The following is a 21476-nucleotide window of genomic DNA, read 5'->3' as shown; positions in this document are numbered from 1 at the left end:
AATCCAGTAACTACAACAATCGGGAGCGTTGCGATGATCCTGGTAACCGGTATCTCCGGAGCCCTCGGCAGCCTCGTCCACCAAGGCCTGTCCACCCTCGACGGACTGACAGTAGCGGGGGGCAGCCGCTCCGGTGACGACACCACCACGCGCCGAATCGATTTCGACGACCCGGCAACGCTGTCCGCGGGACTGCGGGATGTCGATGTCCTCGTCCTGATTTCGGCCGGATATGCCGAAGACGATGTGGTGTTGGCCCGGCACGGTGCGGTGATCGACGCCGCCGCGGCAGCCGGGGTCCGGCACGTGATCTACACCAGCCTCGCGGGTTCCGGCGATCTGATGACCATTGCCCTAGCGCATCGGTGGACCGAAAAGCGCTTGGCGGCAGCACCATTCGACGTGACCGTTTTGCGCAATGGCCTCTACGCGGAGGTGCCGGTCGGGCTCGCCGTCGCCGGTGCGGCCTCGTCGGTCGAATCCGGGGTGTTCGCCGCGGCATTCGGCACCGGCCGGATCTCGGTAGTAGCGCGCGAGGACCTGGCCGACGTGGCGGTTCGGGTGGCCGCGGAGACCGAGCGCGATCTGGCCGAGGGACGGCGCAGCAGGCATGCGGGCAAGGTGTACGAGCTGGCGGGTGTGACCGCGATCGGTGGCGCGGATATCGCCGAGATTCTGACCGAATCCCTCGGTCGCCCGGTGCGATACGTGCCCATCTCGGTCGGCGAAATGCGGAATATGTTGCAGGGCAGCGGATTGTTGCCGTATCAGATCACGCACACACTCTCGTTGTTCGCCAATCTCGGTGCCGGACTCCTCGAAGCGGCAAGCACCGACCTGCTCGAGTTGCTACCGGGGGCACCGCGCGATGTTCGGGCACTCATCACCGGCGCGGTGCAGGCGGGCGGGTATCAGTCGGTATCAGTGAACGCAGCGGGCTGAGCAGGCCGCGGCCCGACTTGCTCCGCCTACGTCTATTTCGGCAAGTTCTGCGGCGCGGTCGTCCGCACGGCATCCTGGCGTGGGCCTAGGGGTGAAGATCTCGCCGATGCCGAACAATCTGCCGTCAAACGGGCTCGGCCTGCGCGCCCCGAAATTTCCGAGCACCGACTCGGCCGTGCCGGGACCCGCCGATGTCGTTCTCTCAGATGCACAGACCGGGGCGGCTCCTGCGCGCTGCCGGGCGCAGGCTCCCCCGCACCTAGAGACTCCTAATTCGGTGGCCGCGTGCTTCGGTCCCGAATAGGCTCGGGTAGATGCGCTTGCTCGTGCCGTACCACCTCGATGAATACCGGCCGGAGATGGATGTTCCGATCACTCCGGACGCGGTGGTCACGGCCGAGTTGCCGGATGTCGATGATCCATGGGCGCGGATGGCCGTGCTCTATGACGCGGTGGCGGACCGGGTTGCCGAGTCCGCGATTCGCGGTGAACGCGCGATCGTCGCATCCGGCGATTGCACCACCGCGCTCGGCACGGTGGCCGGATTACAAAGGGCCGGATCGGATCCCGCGCTGGTCTGGTTCGACGCGCACGGTGATGTGCAAACCCTCGAGACCTCCGCATCCGGCTACCTCGGCGGCTTCCCGCTGCGCATGCTGGTCGGCTACGGGCGTCACCTCATGGCCGACCGAATCGGCTTGCGCGACATCCCCGAACAGCGCGCCGTCCTGGTCGGTGGCCGCGACCTCGACCCACCGGAAGCCGAATACCTGCGCGCCGCACAGATCCGGCACCGCCCGGTGGACGACCTCGGCGACCTCCCGGACGGCCCGCTCTACCTTCATGTCGACTTCGATGTAGTTACCCCGGAGGATCTCCCGGGCCTACTCTTCCCTGCCCCCAACGGCCCCACCCTGACCGACGTCTCAGCGTCCGTACGAGCCGTTTTGGCCACCGGCCGAGTAGCCGCCTTCGGCCTCGCGTGCACGTGGCGCGACGACGCCTCCGCCGCCGCGCATGTCCGCCCTCTCGTCGACTCTGCCTGATCCCTATCCCGCGGCCTTGTACTTTCGCAGGTACTCGCCGGTGAGAGAGGTCGGGTGGGTCAGTAATTCGGCGGGAGTTCCGGTGAAGACGATTTCGCCGCCGTCCTTGCCGCCGTCGGGGCCCAGATCGATCACCCAGTCGGAATGGGCGACAACATCGAGGTTGTGTTCGATCACCACCACCGTATTGCCGCGGTCGACCAAGCCGTCCATCAGGGCGAGCAGGGTATCCACATCCGACATGTGCAGGCCGGTGGTCGGTTCGTCGAGAACGTAGACGGTGCCGGTGTTCTGGAGTTGGGTCGCCAGTTTGATGCGTTGACGTTCGCCGCCGGACAGGGTGCTCATGGCCTGACCGAGGCTGAGATATTCCAGACCCACTTCGTTCATCGTGCGGAGCTTTGCCGATAGTGCCTTTTCGGTGAAGAAACCGAGGGCTTCTTCGGCCGACATCGCCAGCACATCGGCAATCGACTTGTCGCGCAAGGTCAGTGCCAGCACCTCGTCGGAGAACCGTCGTCCGTCACAGGCATCGCAGTGCGTGGTGACCGGGTCCATGTAGGCGACCTCGGTGATGATCACGCCGCGACCCTCGCACTGTTTACACGCACCGGTCGAGTTGAAACTGAACAGGCCGGGCGACTCCCCCGTCGCCTTGGCGAACAGCTTCCTGATCGGATCCATCAGGCCCAGATACGTTGCCGGGGTGGACCGCGATGATGCCCCGATCGCCGACTGGTCGACGAAGATCGCATCCGGATGCTCCCGGACGAATACATCGCGGATCAGGCTGCTCTTACCGGAACCCGCGACGCCGGTGATCGAAGTGAGAATGCCGGTCGGCACCGCGACGGTGACATCTTTCAGGTTGTGCACATTCGCATGCTCGATCAGCAACGCGCCGGTCGACTTGCGGAAGGTCTGCTTCACCGTGAACGGCCTGCGCAATCCCGCACCCGTCGGCGTATCCGCGGTCCGCAGTTCGGCGAAGGTGCCCTCGAACACCACCTGCCCGCCGTGCAGCCCGGCGCGCGGCCCGACATCGACGATATGGTCGGCGATCTGGATGACATCCGGATCGTGCTCGACCACCAACACTGTATTGCCCTTGTCCCGCAGTGCCTTCAGCAGATTGTTCAACCTGCCGACATCACGCGGATGCAATCCGACACTCGGTTCGTCGAATACATAGGTCATCCCGATCAGCGTGCTCGACAGATGTTTGATCATCTTGAGACGCTGTCCCTCACCGCCGGACAGGGTCGATGTCGGCCGGTCCAGGCTCAGATAGCCGAGTCCGATATCGGTCACCCGCTGCAATGCGGTCCGGATCGCGGCGGCCAGTCCGAGCGCGGCCGGATCGGTGATCTCATCGAGTACCGCCATCAGATCGGTGATCTGCATTCCGGACCAGTCGGCAATATTGCGTCCACCGATCTTCGTGGCCAATGCCGCTTCGTTGAGCCGTGCACCACGACAGGTCGCGCAGACACCCTCGGTGAGGAACTTCTGCATTTGTTCGCGCGTTTTCTCGCTGAGTGTGGAGGTGTCGCGCTGCAAGCGGGTGCGGGTGAATTTGGCCGCCAGCCCTTCGTAATTCGCCTTCCAGGTGCCCTTGGCGAAGGTCAGTTCCACCTTGCCGCCGGTGCCGTAGAGCAGGTCGGTGAACTCGTCGTCGGTGTAATCGGCCAGTTTCTTATCCGGATCGAAGCGCCCGGATTTGCCGTACATCTGCCACTCGCCGCTGTCCACCGCATAACCGGGCAGCAGAATCGCACCCTCGTTCAGTGATTTGCTCCGGTCGACCAAGCGGTCGGGATCGGCCCGCACCGTGACCCCAAGTCCGTCGCAGTCCGGGCACATGCCCTGCGGCACGTTGAACGAGTAGTTGTAGACGAATCCGGCTGACGGCGAACCGAATCGGGCGAACATCGCCCGTACCATCGAGTAGATATCGGTCATCGTCCCGACGGTCGAGCGCGGCCCACCGCCGACGGGCTGCTGGTCAATGATGACCGGAGCCGTTAGATTCTCGATCGCCTCGGCGTGCGGCCGCTCATAGCGTGGCAGGAAGTTGAGCAGGAACGCGGGAAATGTCGCATACAGCTGACGCTGAGACTCGACAGCAATGGTGTCGAAGACGATCGACGATTTGCCCGATCCGGATACGCCGGTAAAGACGGTGATCTTGTTCTTGGGGATTTCCAACGAGACATTACGCAGGTTGTGCTCACGGGCACCGAGCACACGAATGACATCCGTGGCGACGACGGAATCGGCGAAAGGCATGTCGCACACCATGCCATGCATGACCGACAAAATGCCCGACGTTATGTGATGCAGATCACATTAATGTCAGATGCGCATGGACTGTCGATCGGGCCGTGACCAGCGCATTCTTCGGCTACGCCCGAGAGTTGAACGGCTCGACGGATTCCGTCGATGCTCTTGGATTTCGGCAACCTTGGGTCTCCATCTCATCTCATGAGTCGAGAAAGAGGCGTTCGCACGGAAGACGCGGATAGCGACTGATGTCGCCGAGGTCGACCGTGACCGCGTCAGCGTAATGCCGCCGCTGGTGCTCACGCGTGAATATCAGCGCGGCGGTGAGGCAGGCGACGTAGTCGAGGCGCACGCCGTGCAGGAACACACTCAGATGTACATCCGGTTCGTTGGGTCGAGGCGAAACATGTTCGGGCTCTTGATGTTGCAGGCTCACGATTCCTCGATGTCGCGAACATCGTTGGGCTGGAGGGGGATTGCGTCGGACTTGTCGAGATCGGCGTCCGAATCGGAAATCCATCCGTCCTCGTCGACGGGCATCAGCGAGCCGTCCGCACCTTGAAACAGCGGACGGCTGTCGATGGGAGCGAGGTCCAGTTTTTGCGGGGTGTTCTGGTGGAAATCGTCGAGCAGACGACGCACGGATGGAGCTATTGCCGGGCCTGCCCACTCCCGGACCGCGGCCGCGACCTGCTCGACCAGTTCGGGCGGCGCGCCCGTGTACGCGACTGGCGGCCCGGTGAACGGATCTCGTTGCGGAAGCTCTCGTTTCGGCGTGGACATGATGCAAAGGGTGTGTCAAGTGCCAACGTTCGGACAGGCGCAATTACGAACTGGCGAAACCCAACAGAAAGCGCAGTAATCCTTCCGCTGTCACAGTTACGCTCCTTCCGCCACGGAAGGAAGCTGCATCGCAAGACGGAAGGGGATCGCAAGGGGTGACCAACCACGATGACGGGCCAGAGGACAACGGATCCACCTTGCCACGTAGGCAACTGGGCCGTTTATTGCGAGAAGCACGGACGCGGGCGGGCCTGAGCTTGGAGGTGGCTGCGCGGGCACTCGGCTGGGGTAACGCAACGATTAGCAGACTGGAGAACGGCCGCAACAAAACCGTGAGGGCGACAGATCTTGACGCCCTGGGCGGACTGTACGGGGTTGACGCGGAAGACCTTGCGGCGTGGAAGGAACTGGCAGGACAGGCCCCGGTCCGGTCCTGGCTGCGAACCTACAGCGACGTACTAAGTCCGAATTTCAACACGTACGTCGAACTTGAATCTGCGGCAAGCGAATTGGCTGTATTTCAGCCGCTCATCATCCCCGGCCTGCTCCAAACTAACGACTACGCGCTGGCCATGAACCGAGCCGTGCAGCCGCGAGTCTCGGAGGCGGATTTGGAACGGTTGGCAGCCGTTCGGGCTCGACGTCAGCATCTGCTCACGCGGCCCCGGAACCCGTGCAAACTCACGGCCGTGATCCATGAGAACGCGCTCCGGACCATCATCGGCAATCCGAAGGTGATGGCTGACCAGTGCCGACATACGGCGGACATGAGTACGCTCGACAACATCGAGCTACGCATACTCAGGCAAGAGGCTGGCTTGCCAATCGGCAGGCTGGTCACCCCGTTCATTGTGATGACCTTCCCGAAGAACGCACAAGGCAAACCAGTGGAACCGTCTGTCATCTACGCAGAGAGCTACACGGGGGATGCGTATCTCGAGAAGCGTGACGACGTCGAACGCTGTCGCCACACGTTCCGTACGCTGGTTGGGGCGACGATGGATGCTCGGTCGAGCCGTGTCCTATTGAGAGAGATAGCAAGGAGTTACAACGGTGAACGCTGAAGTCGACCTGACGGGGGCGAAGTGGTTCAAATCACGCCACAGTTCGGGGGGCACAGGCGAATGCGTGGAGGTCGCGCACCTTGACGGAGGCATGGTCGGTATGCGGGACTCCAAGAACCCAACCGGCCCCGCGCTGGTATTCACTCCATCCGAATGGGATGCCTTCACTGCTGGCGTCACCGACGGCGAGTTCGACCGGGCATAGGTTGGAATAGAGCGGCCCCCACATTGGGGGCCGTTTGCGTATCCGGCAGGCGGCCCGTTCCGAACCGGTCGGCATCCGCCTGCCGCGTCTCGGACTACTTGTTGAGGAAAATGCCTGCGATATCGGCCTTTTTGATCGGGGTGTCCTGATTGACCTGCGCACCGCAGAGCAGATCCACCTGGATCATCGTGGCGTCGACCGCCGTGCCCGCGGGCTCATGATCATCCTTGGTCTGCTGCTTGATGAATTTGGTGATCGTCGTGCGCTTGCCGTCCTGATCCTGTTTGACGTAATCGCGGCAGGTGGTGTCGCCGCCCTGGTTGAGCGCCCGCTCGATATCGGTGCAACCGGCCAGCAGTGCCGCGATCGCCGCGACCCCGAGTCCGGTCCGTAACAGCGTGGCGTTCATCTAGATCCTCCTGGCACTTCGGCGGGCGACCATGCCCGCGACGACGCAAACAGCCTAGGGCAACGGGCGGTTACGGGCGGAACACGCGCAGCGGCACATTCATCTCCGCGGACGTGAGCGAACCGTGGTGGCCGATCAGCATGGATTCCAGCGGTTCGGCGCCGGTGCGTACGACACCGCGCAGACCACGGGCCGCGACCACGAGATCGCCGATGCGCTCGGCGATATGTGGTGCCACGGTGGGGCCGAACCAGCCCCGCTCGATCACCTCGGCGCGGGCGACGACATCGAAGTCGTAGCCTAAAAATTCCTGCCAGGTCGCCGCCACGTCCTCGGTGGCTCCGTCCACGGTAAAGATGTGCCGGGCGCGCGGTTCGCCGCCGAGTAGGCGTACGCCGTCGCGCAGCATCTCCGCCTTGTCGTAGTCGATGCGATCGGCGAGTTCGACCATGCCGTGATCGGCGGTCACGATAAGCGCGGCATCGGGTGGCAGATGTTCGGCGATGGTCGCGGCCAGTCGGTCGACGTGTGCGAGCTCCAAAAGCCAAGCGTCCGACGATGGTCCGCGCACATGACCGGTCGTGTCGAGGTTGCCGTGGTAGGCGTAGACCAACGAGCGCGGGCCCGCGCGCAAGGCGGTCGCGACGCCGTCGACGAAATCGCCGACAGACACATGGGGGCGGAATTCGCAACCGCGCAGCACGGCCCTGGTCAGCCCGGACCCTGCCTGCAGGCGCGGCGCGACATGGGTCACCGCGATACCATCGGCCGCAGCGCGTTCGAAAACCGTTGCGGCGGGCTGGAATTGCTCCGGCACCAGCTCGCGCAGCAGATCGATCTTCGGTCCCGCGCCGTGGAGCCGCCAGGTCAGCGCATTCACCAGCCGGTCGTAGCCGGGCACGTGGATCAGGTATCCGGTGAGCCCGTGCTCGCCGGGCGGCACCCCGACACCGAGCGAACTCAGACTGACCGTCGTCGTGCTCGGGAAGCCCGCCGTCAGCGTGCGCTGCGCCAGCGCCGACAGGAACGGCGCCACATCCGAATTCGCGACGAGCGCATCCGCGCCGAGACCGTCGATCAGCAGCACGCAGATCCGGTCGGCGGCGAGTTCGAGGCCGAGTAGGTCGACCTCGCCGGGGACACCGAACCCGGCCAGGATGGAGGGGAACAGATCAGCCAGAGAACCCGTGCCGTAATTAGGGACTACAGCGTCACGAATCGACTCCGTGGGGGGTGGGCTGAACACGAACTCAGGTTACTCAGGCCTGGCCGGTCTCGAATCGACTGATCTTGCCGTCGCGCACGATAAAGCGCCAGGCGGTGCGCATCGAGCCCCAGCGAGAATTCGTGTAGTCGGCAACCAGTTCGGTGCCGTTGTCGCCGACTGATTCGACATTCATGCGCCCATTGCTGCCGAAGATCTCGGAGTCGGTCCACTGGACCAGGTTGCGCTCCACACCGTCATCGGACATGGTCGCGTCGTCGGTGAGGAGGGCGTAGAAGCGGTCCTGGTCGCTGTCGTTGAGTGCGGCGACGAATTCCTGGACCGTGGGATCGAGCTGCTGTGTCATCAAAACATCCCTCTCGAAGAGTGCGGGTGCATCGGACAGCAAACGTTCGGTTTCACTCTAGTGGCGGGTGCGCCCGCGCACGTGTCACGCGCCGGAACCGACCAGCGCGGTGAACGTGCGCATGATGTCTTCGACGAGCGTGGGCGCGGTGGTCCCGAGCTGGATGCTGCGCTTTTCGAGCTGACCGTCCAGCCATAGCGAGGCCATGCCGTGCGCCAGACTCCACCACATGACGGCCAGTGTGTCGGCCTTATCGGCGGGCAGCAATCCGTCGGCGACGGCATCGCCGATGGTGTCGGCAAGGACATCGAAGGCCGCATCGCCCGCGACCCGCGCGTCCGGATGCTTATCGGGCTGTGAGAGTTCCGGACGGAACATCAAACGGAAGTAGCCGGGATTTTCCTGGGAGAACCGCACATAGGTTTCGGCTAGCGCGGTGAGTGCTTGCAGCGGGCTGTCGGCAGCGGCGCGCGCGTCGGCCAAATCGCTGCCCAACTGTCGGAAGCCCTGGGTGGACAGGGCGGCGAGCAGGGCCGAGCGATCAGCGAAATGGTGATACGGCGCTCCCGTGCTCACGCCCGCCTCGCGGGCCACCCGCCGCAGGCTCACCGCGCCAAGGCCCTCGGTTTCGATCAGCCGCAGGCAGGCGGCGAGGAGCGTGTCGCGCAGCGCGCCGTGGTGGTAACTGGTCCGCGTCACAAAATCGAGCGTATTCGACACCCGCTGGACAGCCTAACTATGCAGTGCTTAGATTATCTGAGCGGCGCTCAGATGAGCGGGCCGTGTTCCCTCCTTCGAAGCGGGTAAGCATATGAGCTCACGGGTACTCGTCACCGGCGCAACGGGATTCGTCGCCGGACACGTCATCGCGGAACTGCTCGAGCACGGATATGCCGTGCGTGGCACGGTTCGCGACCTCGGAAAAGCGGATAAACGCGCACATCTGGTAGCGCTGGCGGATCGCCTCGGCGGCGAGTTGGAGTTCGTCGCGGCGGATCTGAACGACGATGCGGGGTGGGCGGCGGCCGTTTCGGGCTGTGCGTTCGTACTGCACGTGGCGTCTCCGTTTCCGGTGACGCCGCCGGAGGACGAACGGGAACTGATCGATACCGCGGTCGGCGGGACCTTGCGGGTATTGCGGGCGTGCGCTAACGGCGGCGTTCATCGGGTGGTGCTCACCTCTTCGATCGCCGCGGTGACCTACGGCCACGAAACGGACGCGGTGCGCACCGAAGCCGATTGGTCGGTGGTCGAAAGCAGTGCGGCCTATCAGAAGAGCAAGACATTGGCCGAGCGGGCGGCATGGGATTTCGCGGCGAATTCGGATCTCGAACTGGTAGTAGTGAATCCCGGAATGGTCTTGGGTCCATTGCAATCCGCAGCGACGAGCACCTCACACGAACCGGTGCGCCGACTGCTCGCCCGCGACGCGCCGGGTTCACCTCAGGTGGGATGGGCCGTGGTGGATGTGCGGGATCTGGCGGTGGCGCATCGGCTGGCATTGGAGTCCGCCGCGGCGGTCGGGAATCGGTATATCTGTGCGGGCGAACATGTCTGGATGGCGGATATGGGGCGGATGTTGGCCGATGAATTCGGACCGCGTGGATATCGCGTGCCGACTCGAGTGCTTCCGAATGTTCTCGTGCGGGGGATTGCCTTGTTCGACAAGGGGATTCGATTGACCGTGCCGATGTTGGGTCGCACCGAACAGCTCAGCTCCGAGAAGGCGCGGCGAGACCTCGGGTGGTCGATGCGACCGGTGCGAGAGACCGTGCTGGACACCGCGGAGAGTCTGATCGAGTTCGGCGTCGTGCCACGGGCGGCGGGGGCATCGTCGCATCGGACAGCCGTGAATGCGTAGGGGCGGGCTGTGCTGATCGCGACACTTGTCATCGGCACCATCGGATTGGTGCGTCGCTGGTTGGGCAGGCGGACACCGGAAAGGAAATCCGACGTGCCGCAATGGCGAAATACGCTGCGGCGGACCGTGCGGACGGCCAAGCGGCCGGGCCCAGCATTGGCGGCTGTGGTGGCATTGGCCGGGATGGTCTGGGCGGGACTGCTGCTCGCGCCCTGCTGATGGGGCCTGGTAAACAGGAAGGGTGACGGCTGCGCGAGGCAAGTTCCGGTTCGGTGTCACTCTCCTTGCTCCCGCTTCGAGGGCAGAGTGGATACGAAAGTGTCGCAGAGCAGAGGAACTCGGGTACGACGTGATCGGCGTGGCCGATCACCTCGGGTTGCCCGCGCCGTTTCCGGCAATGATTCTGGCGGCCGAGGCGACCGAGCGGGTTCGGCTGACCACCCTCGTCTTGAACACACCGTTCTACAACGCGACGCTCTTGGCGCGCGAGGCCGCTACAGCCGATCAATTCACCGATGGACGCGTCGAGTTGGGGCTCGGAGCCGGATATGTCCGGGAGGAATTCGAAACGGCCGCAATCACTTTCGAGAGTGCAGGCAAGCGGGTCGAGCAGTTGGCAACGACCGCCGCTACATTGCGACGGTTGTTCGCCGATCCGGAGTTTCAGCCGCGGCCCGCGCAGCCTTCCGGCCCGCCGCTGGTCATCGCCGGTTGGGGTGATCGGCTACTGCGGGTCGCAGCCGAATATGCCGATATTGTCGCGCTGCCCGGTGCCGCACCGGCGTACAACGGCGGACCGCTGCAGTTCGCCGGGCTCGACGCCACCGACGCGCGGATGGCGTTCCTGCGAGAGTTGCTCGGTTCCCGGGCCGAGGATGTCGAGCTGAACATCCTGCTGCAGCGGGTGATTCCGCCGGAGGAGCGCTCGGCCGCACTGGAACTGTATGGGCCGTATCTCCCCGCCGATGTCGCCGACCGCCCGGAAGAGTTGCCTGCATTGCTGATCGGTACACCGAAGGAAATGGCGCGGCAGCTGGAAGAACGCCGGGAACGATTCGGATTCGGCTACGTCTCGGTGCTCGAGAGCAGTATGGAGCCGATGGGCGCGGTCATCGAGCTGCTGCGCTGAATACCGGACACGCCACGGCAGGTCAGTCCGCGACATTGTGCGCGGCCAGCCAGTCAGCGGCGCGTTTGCGCGAGGCCCTGCTGAGCCAGGCGTCCTGGATGACCTCGGCCAACTCCTGCTTGCTGAGTTCGCCGATGCGGCTGCCGCGCACCAGGACCGATAGATGCCCGTCGAAATGCGGGGTGGTGAAGAACGGTGAATCCGGATCCTGCACCAGCGCGAGTTTGTCCGATTCCGAAGGCACCCAGATCACGATCACATCCGTATAGCGTTCACCGGTGCCCGGATCGAATGCGTCGGGGCGCGGGTTGCGGAAGAAGACGAAGGATTTGCCGCCGACCTGGTACACCGCATTACCGTGTGGCCCGTCCACACGGTTGACGAACGGCATGCCAGTGGCCAATTCGTGCACGTCGGCCACCTTGGCTCGTCGTGAAGCCCTTGCCATATCAGCAGCGTAGACCGAGCTCGCGCATCAGAGTTGAATCTTCAATGGGGAACGGTCGGTTTGCCATCGGACTCTCGACTCGACCGAACGGGCACGGTGCATCCGCGGGCGGCCATCCGGTGATCGGCCAAAGGGTCCGCAGCCCCGGGCCGACACCGCGAAGCCTGGCCGTCCGCTGCACACCGGGACGACCGGCCAGGTCCGTGTCTTACCGGCCGGGCAGGAAACGGAAACCGCGGGTCAGCGACATCAGTAGCCGCTGCCATTTGTCCCGCGAAATCACCGGCGGCGCATCGAGATTCATGAATCGCGTGACCACAACAGTCTGGGGTTCGGTGAACTTCAGCAGACCGTCCGGACCGTGCCTGCGCCCGACACCGGAGATGCCCATACCGCCCATCGGCGCTGCCGTTGTACCCCACGCGGGGGCATACCCCTCGTCGACGCAGACGGTGCCCGCGTGCAGTCGCTCGGCGATCCGCTCCCCCGCCACCTTGCTTTCGGCCCAGACGCTCGCGTTCAGACCGTATTCGGTGTCATTGGCCAGCCCGATTGCCTCCTCCACGCTCTCGACCGGGTAGATCGAGACCAGCGGACCGAAGGTTTCGTTGCGACCGCATTCCATCTCGTCGGTGACATCGGCGAGCACGGTGGGTTCGAAGAACAGCGGGCCCAGATCCGGACGCGCCTTGCCGCCCACTAGCACCTGAGCACCCTTGGAGGTCGCGTCCGCGACGTGCTTGGAGACAGTCTCCAATTGGGCCTCGGAGATCAGGCTGCCGATATCGGCCGAATAGTCGTAGGCCGCACCGAGTTTCGCGGCCCGCACGGCGGCGACGAACTTCTCGGTGAACTCCGCGGCGACCGCCTTGTCCACATACAGCCGTTCGATCGAAATACACAGCTGACCCGCATTGGAGAAACAGGCGCGTACCGCCGCCTTGGCGGCCTTGTCCAGTTTCGCGCCGCGGGTGACGATCATCGGGTTCTTGCCGCCGAGTTCGGCGGAGAAGCCGATGAGCCTGCGCCCGCACTGTTCGGCCAGGGTGCGCCCGGTCGCTGAGGAACCGGTGAACATCAGGTAGTCGCAGTCGTCCACGATGGCGGTGCCGACGACGGTGCCCGGTCCGGGGACGACGGCGAGCAGATCGCGGGGCAGTCCGGCCTGGTACAGCAGTTCGGCGCTGGCCAGTGCGGAGAACGGGGTCTGACTATCGGGTTTGACGATCACCGCATTGCCCGCGAGCAGCGCCGGAATCGAATCGCCGATGGACAGCAGCATCGGATAGTTCCACGGCGCGACCACACCGACGACGCCCTTGGGCTGGTGACGCACGGTCGCCCGGTTGAGCACCGGAAAGGCGCCGGGCACACGGTGCGCGTCGAGCAGATCGGGCGCGACCCTGGCGAAATAGCGGGCCGCGAACATCAAGCCCATGATTTCTTCCTGGGCGGCCCAGCGCGCCTTACCGGTTTCGGCCTGGATCACGTCCATCAGGAATTCGCGCTGTTGGACGACCAATTCGCGGTAGCGCTCCAGTACCGCGGCACGATCCTTGGCCGAGCGCGCGGCCCATCGCGCCTGCGCCGCCCTGGCCTTGCCGATTGCGGCCGCGACGTCATCGGCGGTGCCGACCGGCACGCTGCCGAGCGGATTGCCGGTGAAGGTTTCGGCGATGGTTTTGCGCGCACGGGCATCCGGATCAGCGATGGCGGCGAGCGCACTCAGGCGGTCGAAGACTTCGGCATTCGGCGCGGGCATCGGTGCCTCCTACTTGTGTGTAACCCCCGGATACACACAACATACGCCGCATACGTTCTCCGCAGGAGCCTCTCCCCGGATGACGGCTCCTATCCCGGTCCGCTCGGCAAATCCGGAAACCGCGAGTCCTGCAAGTACACCCTGCCGACACTGTTCAGCATCTCATCGAATGGGCGCCGGAACTGTCACAGGAATGTCAACTCGAGTCCCGCTGAGCGGGACATGAGCAACGAAATGGTCACAACTGGTTTAGATTATGGCGATGTTCAGAGCGAGGCTCGGGGTCCGAACGCGGATTCTGGCGATCGCGCTCGTGCCGAGCCTGACTCTGCTCGTGGTCGGCGTGGGTGCGGCGGGATATCTTGTCGCCGAGGGAAATAAGGCCAAGGACTGGGCGGCGCAGAATCAGCAGGCCATACCCTCCACCCGCGAATTGCTGGAGGCGGTCCAGAGCGAACGTCAGCTGACGTTGGCCGCGCTGACCGGGGACGAGGCCGCGACCCCCGCGCTCGGTGTGGCCCGGATGCGCCTCGACGGCGCATTGAAGGGCCTGATCGATGCCTCCGCCGGACTGCGGGCGGTGGACGATTCGAAGATCGGCGATAACGCGGCGAACTTCATGACGCTGTCGACCTCGATGAACCAGGTCCGCACGCTCGCCGATGCCGGTACTTTGCCTGTCCCGGACGCCTACAACTTCTACAACCGACTGCTCGATATCATTTCCTTCGGCACGGAGATCGCTGAGCAGTCCGCGCCGGATGCCGCGATCGGCGTGCATATCGCCGACGGTATGCGGATCTTCCTGGTGGCCGAGGCGATGTCGCGCAGCACGGCGCTGGCGGGCATGATCGTCAATGCGAACGGGCCGACCCCCATTCCGATGGAGGAGTACCTGCGCCAGATCGGCTTCTATCACGCCGAGGCCGCCAATCTGGCGGGCGAACTGGACCCCAAGCAGCAGGAGAGCCTGCACACGCTGATGGCGAGCCAGTCCTGGCAGCAGCTGACCGCCATGGAAAACGCGCTGGCCCAACGCAATACCACGGCGACGAGCAGCAATGCCAGCTCGTCGAGTTCATCCAGTTCGTCGAGCAGCTCCACCAAACAGCCGACGCCACCCGCCCTGCCATTGAGCACCCAGGAGTGGCACGGTGCGGCCAGCGAGGTGAACCGCGGGCTGATCGATGTGTGGATCGCCCAGAACAAGTACTCGCAGCAGTTGGCCGAGGACGAGGCCGACGATGCCACCGCGCGATCGGCGTGGGCCGGTGGCGGTGTCGTCGTGGTCAGCCTGCTCGCGTTCGTGATCGCGATCGTGCTGGCAAACCGAGTCATCAATCGGCTCAAGCGGCTTCGCGGTGAAACCCTGGCGTTGGCCGATGAGCGACTGCCCGAGCTGATGCGCCGGCTCGGTGAAGGTGAGCTCATCGATCCGGCGGCCGAAGCCGCGGAACTGGATTACGGGCACGATGAAATCGGTCAGGTCGCCAAAGCCTTCCAGCACGCGCATGCCGCGGCCGTCGAGGGTGCGGTGACCGAGGCGCGCACCCGTGAGGGTGTGAAGGCGGTCTTCCTGAATATCGCGCATCGCAGCCAAATCGTCGTGCACCGACAGTTGGAGATCCTCGACAAGGCCGAAGCACGCCAGGAGGATCCGGCCTTGCTGGATACCCTGTTCCGGCTCGATCACCTCGCCACTCGCGAACGCCGCAATGCCGAGAATCTGATCATTCTCGGCGGTGGCCAGCCGGGGCGGCAGTGGCGCAATCCGGTGCCACTGATCGATCTGGTGCGCAGCGCGGTCGGTGAAACCCTGGACTACGCAAGGGTTCGTGTGGCCAGGCTGCCGGAGACGTATGTGCTCGGTGCGGTGGTGGCCGACCTCATCCATCTGCTCGCCGAGCTGGTTGACAACGCGACTTCGTTCTCCCCGCCGCAGTCGCGGGTGGAGGTGAGCGGCAATATCGTCGGCAAGGGCGTGGTCACCGAGATCAGCGACCAGGGCATGGGCATGACCCAGTCCGAGATCGACCGGGTCAACGAGATGCTGCGCAAACCACCGGATTTCGGTGTCGCGGCATTGTCTTCTGATTCCCGGCTCGGATTGTTCGTGGTCGCGCAGCTGGCCGCCAGGCACGGAGTATCGGTTCGGCTGTCGGAGTCCGACTACGGCGGCATCCGCGCCATCGTGCTCATCCCCTCGGCTCTGCTCTCCACTGAACAACCCGCTCTGGCAACGGGTTCCGAACCGCTGGAATCGGCGCGCAGGCGACGGCATCCGGTCCCCTTCGTCGACTCCTCCCCCTACGGTGGCGTCGAATCCGAGTCCGCGGTGCTCACCGCGCCACCGCTGGCGCCGCCCGCCGTCGAAGCACCGCCCGCGTTCGAGGCGCCGCAGCCCACCGCGCCCGACACCAGGCCAGCCCTGCCCCGACGCAACCGGCAGGCCAGCATCGCGCCGCAATTGGCGCAATCGACCCAGCCCGAAGCCGAAGCCGAGCAGCCGCCGGAGCGGGAACGCTCGGCGGAGCAGGCGCGAGATCTGATGTCCGCCATCGAAAACGGGACCAGGCAGGGCCGCCGCGCCGTCCCCGATGCCGTGCCGCCCGAGGTGACCGCCGCCGAGCAATTCGACACATATCAGGAACCGAGCGGTAAACACTCCGATGAACAGGAAGGCAACGGTGACTTCTTCCAGCCCCGGTGATCTCAACTGGCTGCTCGACGATCTCGTCGACCGACTCGCTGGCGTACGGTATGCGGTGGTGCTGTCCACCGATGGCCTGCTGCTCGGCCGCTCCACCGCGATGACCCGCGAGGACGCCGAACATTTCGCCGCCATGTCCTCCACCCTCTACGGCCTGGCCCGCAGCGCCGGCGCCCGCTTCGACGGCGGCGGCGTCCGCCAAGCCGTGATCGAACTCGATCGTGCCGTACTGTTCGTGACCTCCGCGGGCGACAACGCCTGCCTGGCGCTGCAGGCGGCCGAATCGGCGAATCTCGGGATGGTGGCATACGAAATGAATGTCACCGTCCAACGTGTCGGCACCTATCTATCCACCCCAGCGCGTTTGCCATGACACACGGCGGTGGGCAATGGTTCGACGAGGAGGCCGGTCCGCTGGTCCGGCCTTATGCGGTCACCCGCGGTCGGGTGATGGGGGCAGGCCATGACCTGGACATGCTCACCGTGGTCGTCACGGCCGATCCGCCGCCCACCCTGCGACGGACCGAGCCGGAATACGCGGACATCGTGCGACTGTGCCGCGCACCGCAGTCGGTCGCCGAGGTGGCGGCATATCTGAAACTTCCCTTGGCGGTGACCAAGATCCTCGTCGGCGATCTGATCGGCGAGGGCCACTTGATCTTCCGGGCGCCGGTGCAGCCGGAGGCGGGTCCCGGCGATCTCAACATATTGCGAGCGGTACTGGATGGCATCCGAAAGCTTTGACCCGACCCGGCCCGGTGTGACACCGCAGCTGGCGGCCTCGGTCAAGATTCTCATCGCCGGTGGATTCGGCGTCGGCAAAACGACCATGGTGTCCTCGATCAGCGAGGTCGCACCACTGCGCACCGAAGAACTGATCACCGAGGTCAGCACCGGCGTCGACGACCTGTCCGGCGTCGAACACAAGACCACCACCACCGTGGCTCTGGACTTCGGGCGCATCACCATCGACCAAGATCTGGTGCTCTACCTGTTCGGCACACCCGGCCAGGACCGGTTCTGGTTCCTCTGGGACGAACTCTCCCGCGGGGCGTTGGGCGCGGTCGTCATCGCCGACACCCGTCGGCTCGGCAACTCCTTCGCCGCCGTGGACTTCTTCGAACGTCGCGGACTGGCATTCCTGGTCGCGGTGAACTGCTTCCAAGGCGCGCCGGTCTACACCATCGACGAGGTCCGCGACGCACTCGACCTCGACGACCACATCCCGGTCATGCTGTGCGATGCCCGCGACCGCACCTCCTGCAAGGAGGTACTACTGAACCTGGTGCAGCACCTGATCGAACGGGCCGGGCGTTCCCCGGTCGCCAGCTGATCGCGGAGGCGAGTAGGTCGTCGACGGCTTCCTGAGCCCCCACCGATCGCGCACGTGCAGGACCGAGGTGAACAGTCTGGGCCCTATGGATTATCAGGCCGCGATGTATCGGAGCCACCTCGAAAGGTTGTGCTGCTCATGCCCCATTCAGGCTTGATGCCACCAGGAGATGAACAGCAGCACGCCACCAGCGGCCAGTAGCAGCGATACCGGAATCGGCCACCATGGACCGTGCCGACCAAGCAACCGGCGGGTCGAACGCACCTGCACCGCGCCGAGTCCGGCCAGCGCCAGACCCCATACGGGCAGTAGTCCGACCCCGAGCAGCGCGTGCACTGCCCAGGCCCCGGCCAGCGTGGGACCACCCCATGAGTGCTCGAGATCGTTGTCCGCGATGAGTGGATAGCAGATTCCGCGCACGGCGGCGATGGCTGCCAGGAAGGCCAGAAACCAGGTCAACAGGCCGACCGCACCGGCCAGCACCGAATGCACGACAGCACGCGCTGCCAGGCGGTCTCGCGGCGCGATGAAAATGCCGAGCAACCGGCGTGGGACCCGAAACCGGCTCGCTATCGGGCCGAGACCGATCACCGGTGCAACCAACGCGTATGCGGCCCAACGCAACAGTGAGCGAACCGTGGTCATGGCATCGACCGTATCCCGCCCGGCGGATGCGCGGGCACCTCAGGCCAATCGACCCGCATCGACGAGGTCGTCGAACAGCAGCTGATCGACCGGCGGCACCAGCGCGCGATCGGCGTAGCAGAACCACGCGACCTCTTCGATCTCACTGCTCGCCGCGAGGGTGCCGCGATAGTCGGCGGTGTAGCAGCTCATCCGCACGACCACATCGCTGGCCGGTCCGTGCAGTGCGGCCTCGTATGTGCCGACGTGGGCGACAGTTTCCGGAATCAGCGCGACGGTCAGTTCCTCTTCGATCTCGCGCAGCAGCGTCTGCAGATCGGACTCCGCACCCTCGCGTTTGCCGCCGGGAATGTAGAAGATTTCCTTGCCCTTAGGGCGCGCGCACAGGATCCTGCCGTCCTCGATCCGCACCCACGCGACCGTGTCGATCAGCTTCCACGCTCGCCCATTCGCCACCGCCGCAGCCTAATGGACGTATCGATCAGGAGACGTGCTGGAGGTCGGCGGGCAGTGTCGAGCGCCCGCCCGCCGCGCCCGGACCTGCTACGCCACATGCACGGTGAAACCGGTGTGGCCCATGGCGGCGGCGACGTGGTCGGCGGCGGCTTTCAGGTCGAGGGTCGGTGGCAGTGAGCCGTTGAAGGTGGTGACGGAAAGGTCGTCGGCGGTGGTCTCCCAGGTACCTGCGATGCGGCCGTCGAGGACGAGGATGGGAGAGATCCAGCCTGCTGCCCGGCTTACTCGGGAGCGATGTTCGGTGGGAAGTAGTTCGGTGTCGCCGGTGCCCGGCCCCAGGACGTATTGATCGAAGGCGCCCAACAGATGTACCGAGGTGCGTGCCGGTTTCGTGGCGGCCAGTTCGTCGGCGTGTTCGGTGCGTATGTAGGCGCGCCTGCCTTCGATATCGACCTCGGTGAGTGCGTCGCCGAGGTCGGAGAACCACCGGCGCACCGTCGTCTTCTTCAGACTGTTGCGGCTGAGCCAGGCATCGAAGGCTTCCGGGGTCGCCGGGCCGTAGGCGCCGAGGTAACCAGTAATGGCCACGGGGGCAGCGGCATCGGGTTCGGGCAGGCCGCGCCAACCGTTGATCAGATGGGCCGGGCTGGTGAAGGTGACCCGATTGCCTTGGGCGGGACCGTGACACAGCGCCCCCTGCCAGGCCAGCGGTTTGAGCAGCGCACCCCAGCCGGAGCGCAACTCCTCACCGAGCCGATGGAATGCGCGGTTGGCGACCAGTGCGTCGACCAGTTCGTCCCGGCTGAGCACCACGCCATCGAGTACCTGCCCCACCGCGTCGGCCAGGGCCGCGACCTCCTTCGGCGACGCCCCGAATGTGCGCTGCCAGGCGGGTTTCTCCCAGGTACGGGCGGAACCGATCAACGAAAGCACCGCGGCCGCCATATCGGGGGTGAGCGCGTGCAGAGTTCCGCGCATGGCCCAGGTCTTCATCAGGGTGCCCGCCATCAATTCCGGTAGTAGCGCACCGGGATCGGGTTTGCTGCGCCGCAGCGCTACCGCGAGATCCGCGGCCGCGGTCACTTGGGCTTGCACACCGCACAGGCGCTCGACGATCTCGGTGACCCCGGCATCGTTGGGCGACATGACGAATTGCCTGCGCAGCCGCCAAGTGAAAACCTGCTCCCAGGTGACCTGCACTGCCCCTCCTCTGTTCTTCCGCCAGCCAGACCCAGCCCTCACCGGATCCGGTCCGGTACCGGATTCATCCCAGCACTGTGCTGCAGAACAGTACTCCGACCGCGATCTCGAGAAGACCCACTACGGTCGCGCCCATCACGGCGAGCAATGCGGTCCGATTCGTCGCGCGCCGCAGCGCGCCGACCGGTGCGACCAAACGCTCGGCCCGATCCAGTACGGCGGTGCCCGCCGCGCTCAACGCGGCTATCGGCAGCGGTTCGGTCGCGCCGACAATCGCGAGCAAACCCCCGAGCAGCGGCTCCCGGCCGTGCGTACGCGCCGCCGTATCGTCGGCGCACATTTCGAGTAGTCGGGCGATCTCGTGCACGCCGTCGGTCACCAGACGCATCCCGGGCAGGGTGATCGCGATTCCACGCAGGAATCGCAGCAGTCCCGCATGCCGCTCGCTCAGATGTGCGTGCTCATGGGCGAGCACCGCGGCGAGCTGTTTCTCGGTCAAAGCGTCGACGGCCGCGCTGGTGACGACGATGGTGTCGGGCCGTCCGGCCACGCAATAGGCTTGGCGCTGCGGCGAATCCAGCACGACCGCACCGACGCCGGGCACGCGACGACCGACCATGCGGACGGCGCGTCCGTGTGCGATCGTTTTGCGTCGCATGTACAGCATCGCCTGCGCGGCGTGCGCCAGGAGGGCCAGCAGCGCAACGGCGACCAGCGCCGCGCAGGTCAGGGTGCCCAATTGGACCAGTAGGCCACCGTGCAGGTGCATCGGCGTGCCCAGCGCGTTGTAGCAGTCACGCAGCGTATCGGCGGGGTGCCAGTAGGTGGCGAATTCGACGATCAGCATGCCGGCAGCGATGACCCAGGCGCCCAGTGCGCCCGCGATCGCCACCAGCCAGGCAAGCACCCCGAGCCGGGGCGCGACGCCGCGCCGGGTGAGTCTGCGCAGCACGGTCGGGCCGAAGGTGGCTACCAAGCTGCCGTAGATCATCAGGCTGACGGCTACGTTCACGGCGCCTCTGGGGTTTTGCGCGAGGTTAGCCGGCGCAGTGCGGCCCGCAGTCCGGCCGACTCCTCCTCGCTGATCCGATCGACGAAATGGCTGAGCACCAGATCCGAGCGGCCACCGGAGCCGAGCGCCTCGAGCATGAGCCGAGCGCTGTGTTCCTCTCGGGTGAGCGTCGGCCAATATCGATATGCCTTGCCCGCGCGTTCGCGCGCCAACCACCCCTTGCGGTGCAAGTTGTCCATGGTCGACATGACCGTGGTGTAGGCAATACCGCGCTCGGCTGCCAGTTCGTCGAAAATTTCGCGGACCGTTGTGGTCTCCGCGTCCCGGTCCCAAATGCGGTCCATGATCACCGCCTCCAAATCCCCGAATCCACGCACGATGCCGTCTCCCTCATCAACTTCTGGACATCTCTGACGTCTCAGGGTAGCTGGCTGGGCCGGTTACTACGTAGTCATACCGTAGATTCGCTCATCAGGCGGCACACTCCGCACGAGGCAGAACACGTTCTCGGGGTCATCTCCGGCCCGCGTCTGTGGTAGCCACTCGCGGCTGGCTCCGTAGTTCTCGCGTTCGCGATCCAACACTCGTCGTCCGTTTCTCGGGGCGCTCATTCACTC

Annotated in this window: 25 protein-coding genes; 11 read left to right on the top strand and 14 right to left on the bottom strand. The window is 65.0% G+C overall.

The window, feature by feature from the left end; all coding sequences use genetic code 11:
* Positions 1 to 33 precede the first annotated feature (33 nt).
* Together ACIBG0_RS06865 and ACIBG0_RS06860 are read left to right on the top strand one after the other, a co-directional pair.
* Positions 34 to 942: an NmrA family NAD(P)-binding protein gene (locus ACIBG0_RS06865; protein WP_397029937.1), complete on the top strand. Its 909-nt coding sequence runs from the start codon at positions 34 to 36 to the stop codon at positions 940 to 942.
* A gap of 314 nt (positions 943 to 1256) precedes the next feature.
* A complete protein-coding gene (locus tag ACIBG0_RS06860) occupies positions 1257 to 1988 on the top strand; it encodes an arginase family protein (RefSeq protein ID WP_397029935.1) in 732 nt (243 codons plus the stop codon).
* A 3-nt stretch (positions 1989 to 1991) separates the two neighbouring features.
* Here the strand turns inward: ACIBG0_RS06860 and ACIBG0_RS06855 are convergent, their stop codons facing one another.
* From ACIBG0_RS06855 to ACIBG0_RS06845, 3 genes are all read right to left on the bottom strand, one after another.
* Positions 1992 to 4277 (bottom strand): ATP-binding cassette domain-containing protein, encoded by a 2286-nt coding sequence (locus tag ACIBG0_RS06855; RefSeq protein WP_397029934.1) that lies wholly within the window; start codon positions 4275 to 4277, stop codon positions 1992 to 1994.
* A 193-nt stretch (positions 4278 to 4470) separates the two neighbouring features.
* On the bottom strand, positions 4471 to 4707 hold the full coding sequence (locus ACIBG0_RS06850) for a hypothetical protein (RefSeq protein ID WP_397029932.1): 237 nt from the start codon (positions 4705 to 4707) through the stop codon (positions 4471 to 4473).
* Positions 4704 to 5054: a hypothetical protein gene (locus ACIBG0_RS06845; protein ID WP_397029930.1), complete on the bottom strand. Its 351-nt coding sequence runs from the start codon at positions 5052 to 5054 to the stop codon at positions 4704 to 4706. The genes ACIBG0_RS06850 and ACIBG0_RS06845 overlap by 4 nt, the downstream gene beginning before the upstream one ends.
* 155 nt (positions 5055 to 5209) lie before the next feature.
* Between ACIBG0_RS06845 and ACIBG0_RS06840 the strand changes: the two genes are divergently transcribed.
* Positions 5210 to 6118 (top strand): helix-turn-helix domain-containing protein, encoded by a 909-nt coding sequence (locus ACIBG0_RS06840; RefSeq protein ID WP_397029928.1) that lies wholly within the window; start codon positions 5210 to 5212, stop codon positions 6116 to 6118.
* On the top strand, positions 6108 to 6323 hold the full coding sequence (locus ACIBG0_RS06835; protein ID WP_397029927.1) for a DUF397 domain-containing protein: 216 nt from the start codon (positions 6108 to 6110) through the stop codon (positions 6321 to 6323). Before ACIBG0_RS06840 ends, ACIBG0_RS06835 begins: the two co-directional genes overlap by 11 nt.
* Before the next feature lie 94 nt (positions 6324 to 6417).
* On the opposite strand, the gene ACIBG0_RS06830 is transcribed toward ACIBG0_RS06835, so the two are convergent.
* The 4 genes from ACIBG0_RS06830 to ACIBG0_RS06815 form a co-directional block, all read right to left on the bottom strand.
* Positions 6418 to 6732: a hypothetical protein gene (locus ACIBG0_RS06830; protein ID WP_397029925.1), complete on the bottom strand. Its 315-nt coding sequence runs from the start codon at positions 6730 to 6732 to the stop codon at positions 6418 to 6420.
* 70 nt (positions 6733 to 6802) lie between these two features.
* Positions 6803 to 7978, bottom strand: a complete 1176-nt coding sequence (locus tag ACIBG0_RS06825) for an alkaline phosphatase family protein (RefSeq protein WP_397029923.1) — start codon at positions 7976 to 7978, stop codon at positions 6803 to 6805.
* Positions 7979 to 7991: 13 nt separating this feature from the next.
* Positions 7992 to 8303 (bottom strand): nuclear transport factor 2 family protein, encoded by a 312-nt coding sequence (locus ACIBG0_RS06820; protein ID WP_397029922.1) that lies wholly within the window; start codon positions 8301 to 8303, stop codon positions 7992 to 7994.
* Positions 8304 to 8387: 84 nt separating this feature from the next.
* On the bottom strand, positions 8388 to 9002 hold the full coding sequence (locus ACIBG0_RS06815) for a TetR/AcrR family transcriptional regulator (RefSeq protein WP_397029920.1): 615 nt from the start codon (positions 9000 to 9002) through the stop codon (positions 8388 to 8390).
* 112 nt (positions 9003 to 9114) lie between these two features.
* Here ACIBG0_RS06815 and ACIBG0_RS06810 point away from each other — a divergent pair, with 112 nt between their 5' ends.
* From ACIBG0_RS06810 to ACIBG0_RS06800, 3 genes are read left to right on the top strand one after another with little or no spacing between them, the layout of a single operon-like run.
* Entirely contained in the window at positions 9115 to 10164 is a 1050-nt protein-coding gene (locus ACIBG0_RS06810; RefSeq protein ID WP_397029919.1) for an NAD-dependent epimerase/dehydratase family protein, read from the top strand.
* A gap of 9 nt (positions 10165 to 10173) precedes the next feature.
* The gene (locus ACIBG0_RS06805) at positions 10174 to 10383 is read left to right on the top strand and encodes a hypothetical protein (RefSeq protein ID WP_397029917.1); all 210 of its coding nucleotides are present in this window, start codon (positions 10174 to 10176) and stop codon (positions 10381 to 10383) included.
* Between the two features lie 22 nt (positions 10384 to 10405).
* Entirely contained in the window at positions 10406 to 11293 is an 888-nt protein-coding gene (locus ACIBG0_RS06800) for a TIGR03621 family F420-dependent LLM class oxidoreductase (RefSeq protein WP_397029915.1), read from the top strand.
* Positions 11294 to 11315: 22 nt separating this feature from the next.
* Here ACIBG0_RS06800 and ACIBG0_RS06795 read toward each other — a convergent pair whose 3' ends face one another.
* Entirely contained in the window at positions 11316 to 11741 is a 426-nt protein-coding gene (locus tag ACIBG0_RS06795; RefSeq protein WP_397029913.1) for an MmcQ/YjbR family DNA-binding protein, read from the bottom strand.
* A gap of 208 nt (positions 11742 to 11949) precedes the next feature.
* Positions 11950 to 13503, bottom strand: coding sequence for a succinic semialdehyde dehydrogenase (locus ACIBG0_RS06790; protein ID WP_397029912.1), 1554 nt, complete (start codon positions 13501 to 13503; stop codon positions 11950 to 11952).
* Between the two features lie 262 nt (positions 13504 to 13765).
* Between ACIBG0_RS06790 and ACIBG0_RS06785 the strand changes: the two genes are divergently transcribed.
* From ACIBG0_RS06785 to ACIBG0_RS06770, 4 genes are read left to right on the top strand one after another with little or no spacing between them, the layout of a single operon-like run.
* Positions 13766 to 16213 carry a nitrate- and nitrite sensing domain-containing protein gene (locus tag ACIBG0_RS06785; RefSeq protein ID WP_397029910.1) on the top strand — a complete coding sequence of 816 codons (2448 nt, stop codon included), beginning with the start codon at positions 13766 to 13768 and terminating at the stop codon, positions 16211 to 16213.
* A complete protein-coding gene (locus tag ACIBG0_RS06780; protein WP_364490422.1) occupies positions 16191 to 16586 on the top strand; it encodes a roadblock/LC7 domain-containing protein in 396 nt (131 codons plus the stop codon). The genes ACIBG0_RS06785 and ACIBG0_RS06780 overlap by 23 nt, the downstream gene beginning before the upstream one ends.
* Positions 16583 to 16957 (top strand): DUF742 domain-containing protein, encoded by a 375-nt coding sequence (locus ACIBG0_RS06775; RefSeq protein WP_397029908.1) that lies wholly within the window; start codon positions 16583 to 16585, stop codon positions 16955 to 16957. Before ACIBG0_RS06780 ends, ACIBG0_RS06775 begins: the two co-directional genes overlap by 4 nt.
* Entirely contained in the window at positions 16938 to 17546 is a 609-nt protein-coding gene (locus ACIBG0_RS06770; protein ID WP_397029906.1) for a GTP-binding protein, read from the top strand. Before ACIBG0_RS06775 ends, ACIBG0_RS06770 begins: the two co-directional genes overlap by 20 nt.
* Positions 17547 to 17693: 147 nt before the next feature.
* On the opposite strand, the gene ACIBG0_RS06765 is transcribed toward ACIBG0_RS06770, so the two are convergent.
* The 5 genes from ACIBG0_RS06765 to ACIBG0_RS06745 all read right to left on the bottom strand — a co-directional run bounded on the left by ACIBG0_RS06765 (position 17694) and on the right by ACIBG0_RS06745 (position 21236).
* Positions 17694 to 18191 carry a hypothetical protein gene (locus ACIBG0_RS06765; RefSeq protein ID WP_397029904.1) on the bottom strand — a complete coding sequence of 166 codons (498 nt, stop codon included), beginning with the start codon at positions 18189 to 18191 and terminating at the stop codon, positions 17694 to 17696.
* A 39-nt stretch (positions 18192 to 18230) separates the two neighbouring features.
* Positions 18231 to 18647 (bottom strand): NUDIX domain-containing protein, encoded by a 417-nt coding sequence (locus ACIBG0_RS06760; protein ID WP_397029903.1) that lies wholly within the window; start codon positions 18645 to 18647, stop codon positions 18231 to 18233.
* Positions 18648 to 18734: 87 nt separating this feature from the next.
* The gene (locus ACIBG0_RS06755) at positions 18735 to 19847 is read right to left on the bottom strand and encodes a winged helix DNA-binding domain-containing protein (protein ID WP_397029901.1); all 1113 of its coding nucleotides are present in this window, start codon (positions 19845 to 19847) and stop codon (positions 18735 to 18737) included.
* 64 nt (positions 19848 to 19911) lie between these two features.
* Positions 19912 to 20859, bottom strand: coding sequence for a M56 family metallopeptidase (locus ACIBG0_RS06750; RefSeq protein WP_397029899.1), 948 nt, complete (start codon positions 20857 to 20859; stop codon positions 19912 to 19914).
* A complete protein-coding gene (locus ACIBG0_RS06745; RefSeq protein ID WP_040690485.1) occupies positions 20856 to 21236 on the bottom strand; it encodes a BlaI/MecI/CopY family transcriptional regulator in 381 nt (126 codons plus the stop codon). Before ACIBG0_RS06745 ends, ACIBG0_RS06750 begins: the two co-directional genes overlap by 4 nt.
* Between the last annotated feature and the right edge of the window lie 240 nt (positions 21237 to 21476).

It is taken from the genome of Nocardia sp. NPDC050630 (assembly GCF_044457245.1).
Classification (GTDB): Bacteria; Actinomycetota; Actinomycetes; order Mycobacteriales; family Mycobacteriaceae; genus Nocardia.
This window is presented reverse-complemented; position numbering and strand designations above follow the sequence as displayed.

What these genes read in the sequence shown, in the direction of transcription:
- ACIBG0_RS06865 (WP_397029937.1), top strand. Translation starts at nt 34, where the DNA reads ATGATCCTGGTAACCGGTATCTCCGGAGCCCTCGGCAGCCTCGTCCAC.
- ACIBG0_RS06860 (WP_397029935.1), top strand. Translation starts at nt 1,257, where the DNA reads ATGCGCTTGCTCGTGCCGTACCACCTCGATGAATACCGGCCGGAGATG.
- ACIBG0_RS06855 (WP_397029934.1), bottom strand. Translation starts at nt 4,277, where the DNA reads ATGCCTTTCGCCGATTCCGTCGTCGCCACGGATGTCATTCGTGTGCTC.
- ACIBG0_RS06845 (WP_397029930.1), bottom strand. Translation starts at nt 5,054, where the DNA reads ATGTCCACGCCGAAACGAGAGCTTCCGCAACGAGATCCGTTCACCGGG.
- ACIBG0_RS06830 (WP_397029925.1), bottom strand. Translation starts at nt 6,732, where the DNA reads ATGAACGCCACGCTGTTACGGACCGGACTCGGGGTCGCGGCGATCGCG.
- ACIBG0_RS06820 (WP_397029922.1), bottom strand. Translation starts at nt 8,303, where the DNA reads ATGACACAGCAGCTCGATCCCACGGTCCAGGAATTCGTCGCCGCACTC.
- ACIBG0_RS06810 (WP_397029919.1), top strand. Translation starts at nt 9,115, where the DNA reads ATGAGCTCACGGGTACTCGTCACCGGCGCAACGGGATTCGTCGCCGGA.
- ACIBG0_RS06795 (WP_397029913.1), bottom strand. Translation starts at nt 11,741, where the DNA reads ATGGCAAGGGCTTCACGACGAGCCAAGGTGGCCGACGTGCACGAATTG.
- ACIBG0_RS06790 (WP_397029912.1), bottom strand. Translation starts at nt 13,503, where the DNA reads ATGCCCGCGCCGAATGCCGAAGTCTTCGACCGCCTGAGTGCGCTCGCC.
- ACIBG0_RS06785 (WP_397029910.1), top strand. Translation starts at nt 13,766, where the DNA reads ATGTTCAGAGCGAGGCTCGGGGTCCGAACGCGGATTCTGGCGATCGCG.
- ACIBG0_RS06775 (WP_397029908.1), top strand. Translation starts at nt 16,583, where the DNA reads ATGACACACGGCGGTGGGCAATGGTTCGACGAGGAGGCCGGTCCGCTG.
- ACIBG0_RS06770 (WP_397029906.1), top strand. Translation starts at nt 16,938, where the DNA reads ATGGCATCCGAAAGCTTTGACCCGACCCGGCCCGGTGTGACACCGCAG.
- ACIBG0_RS06765 (WP_397029904.1), bottom strand. Translation starts at nt 18,191, where the DNA reads ATGACCACGGTTCGCTCACTGTTGCGTTGGGCCGCATACGCGTTGGTT.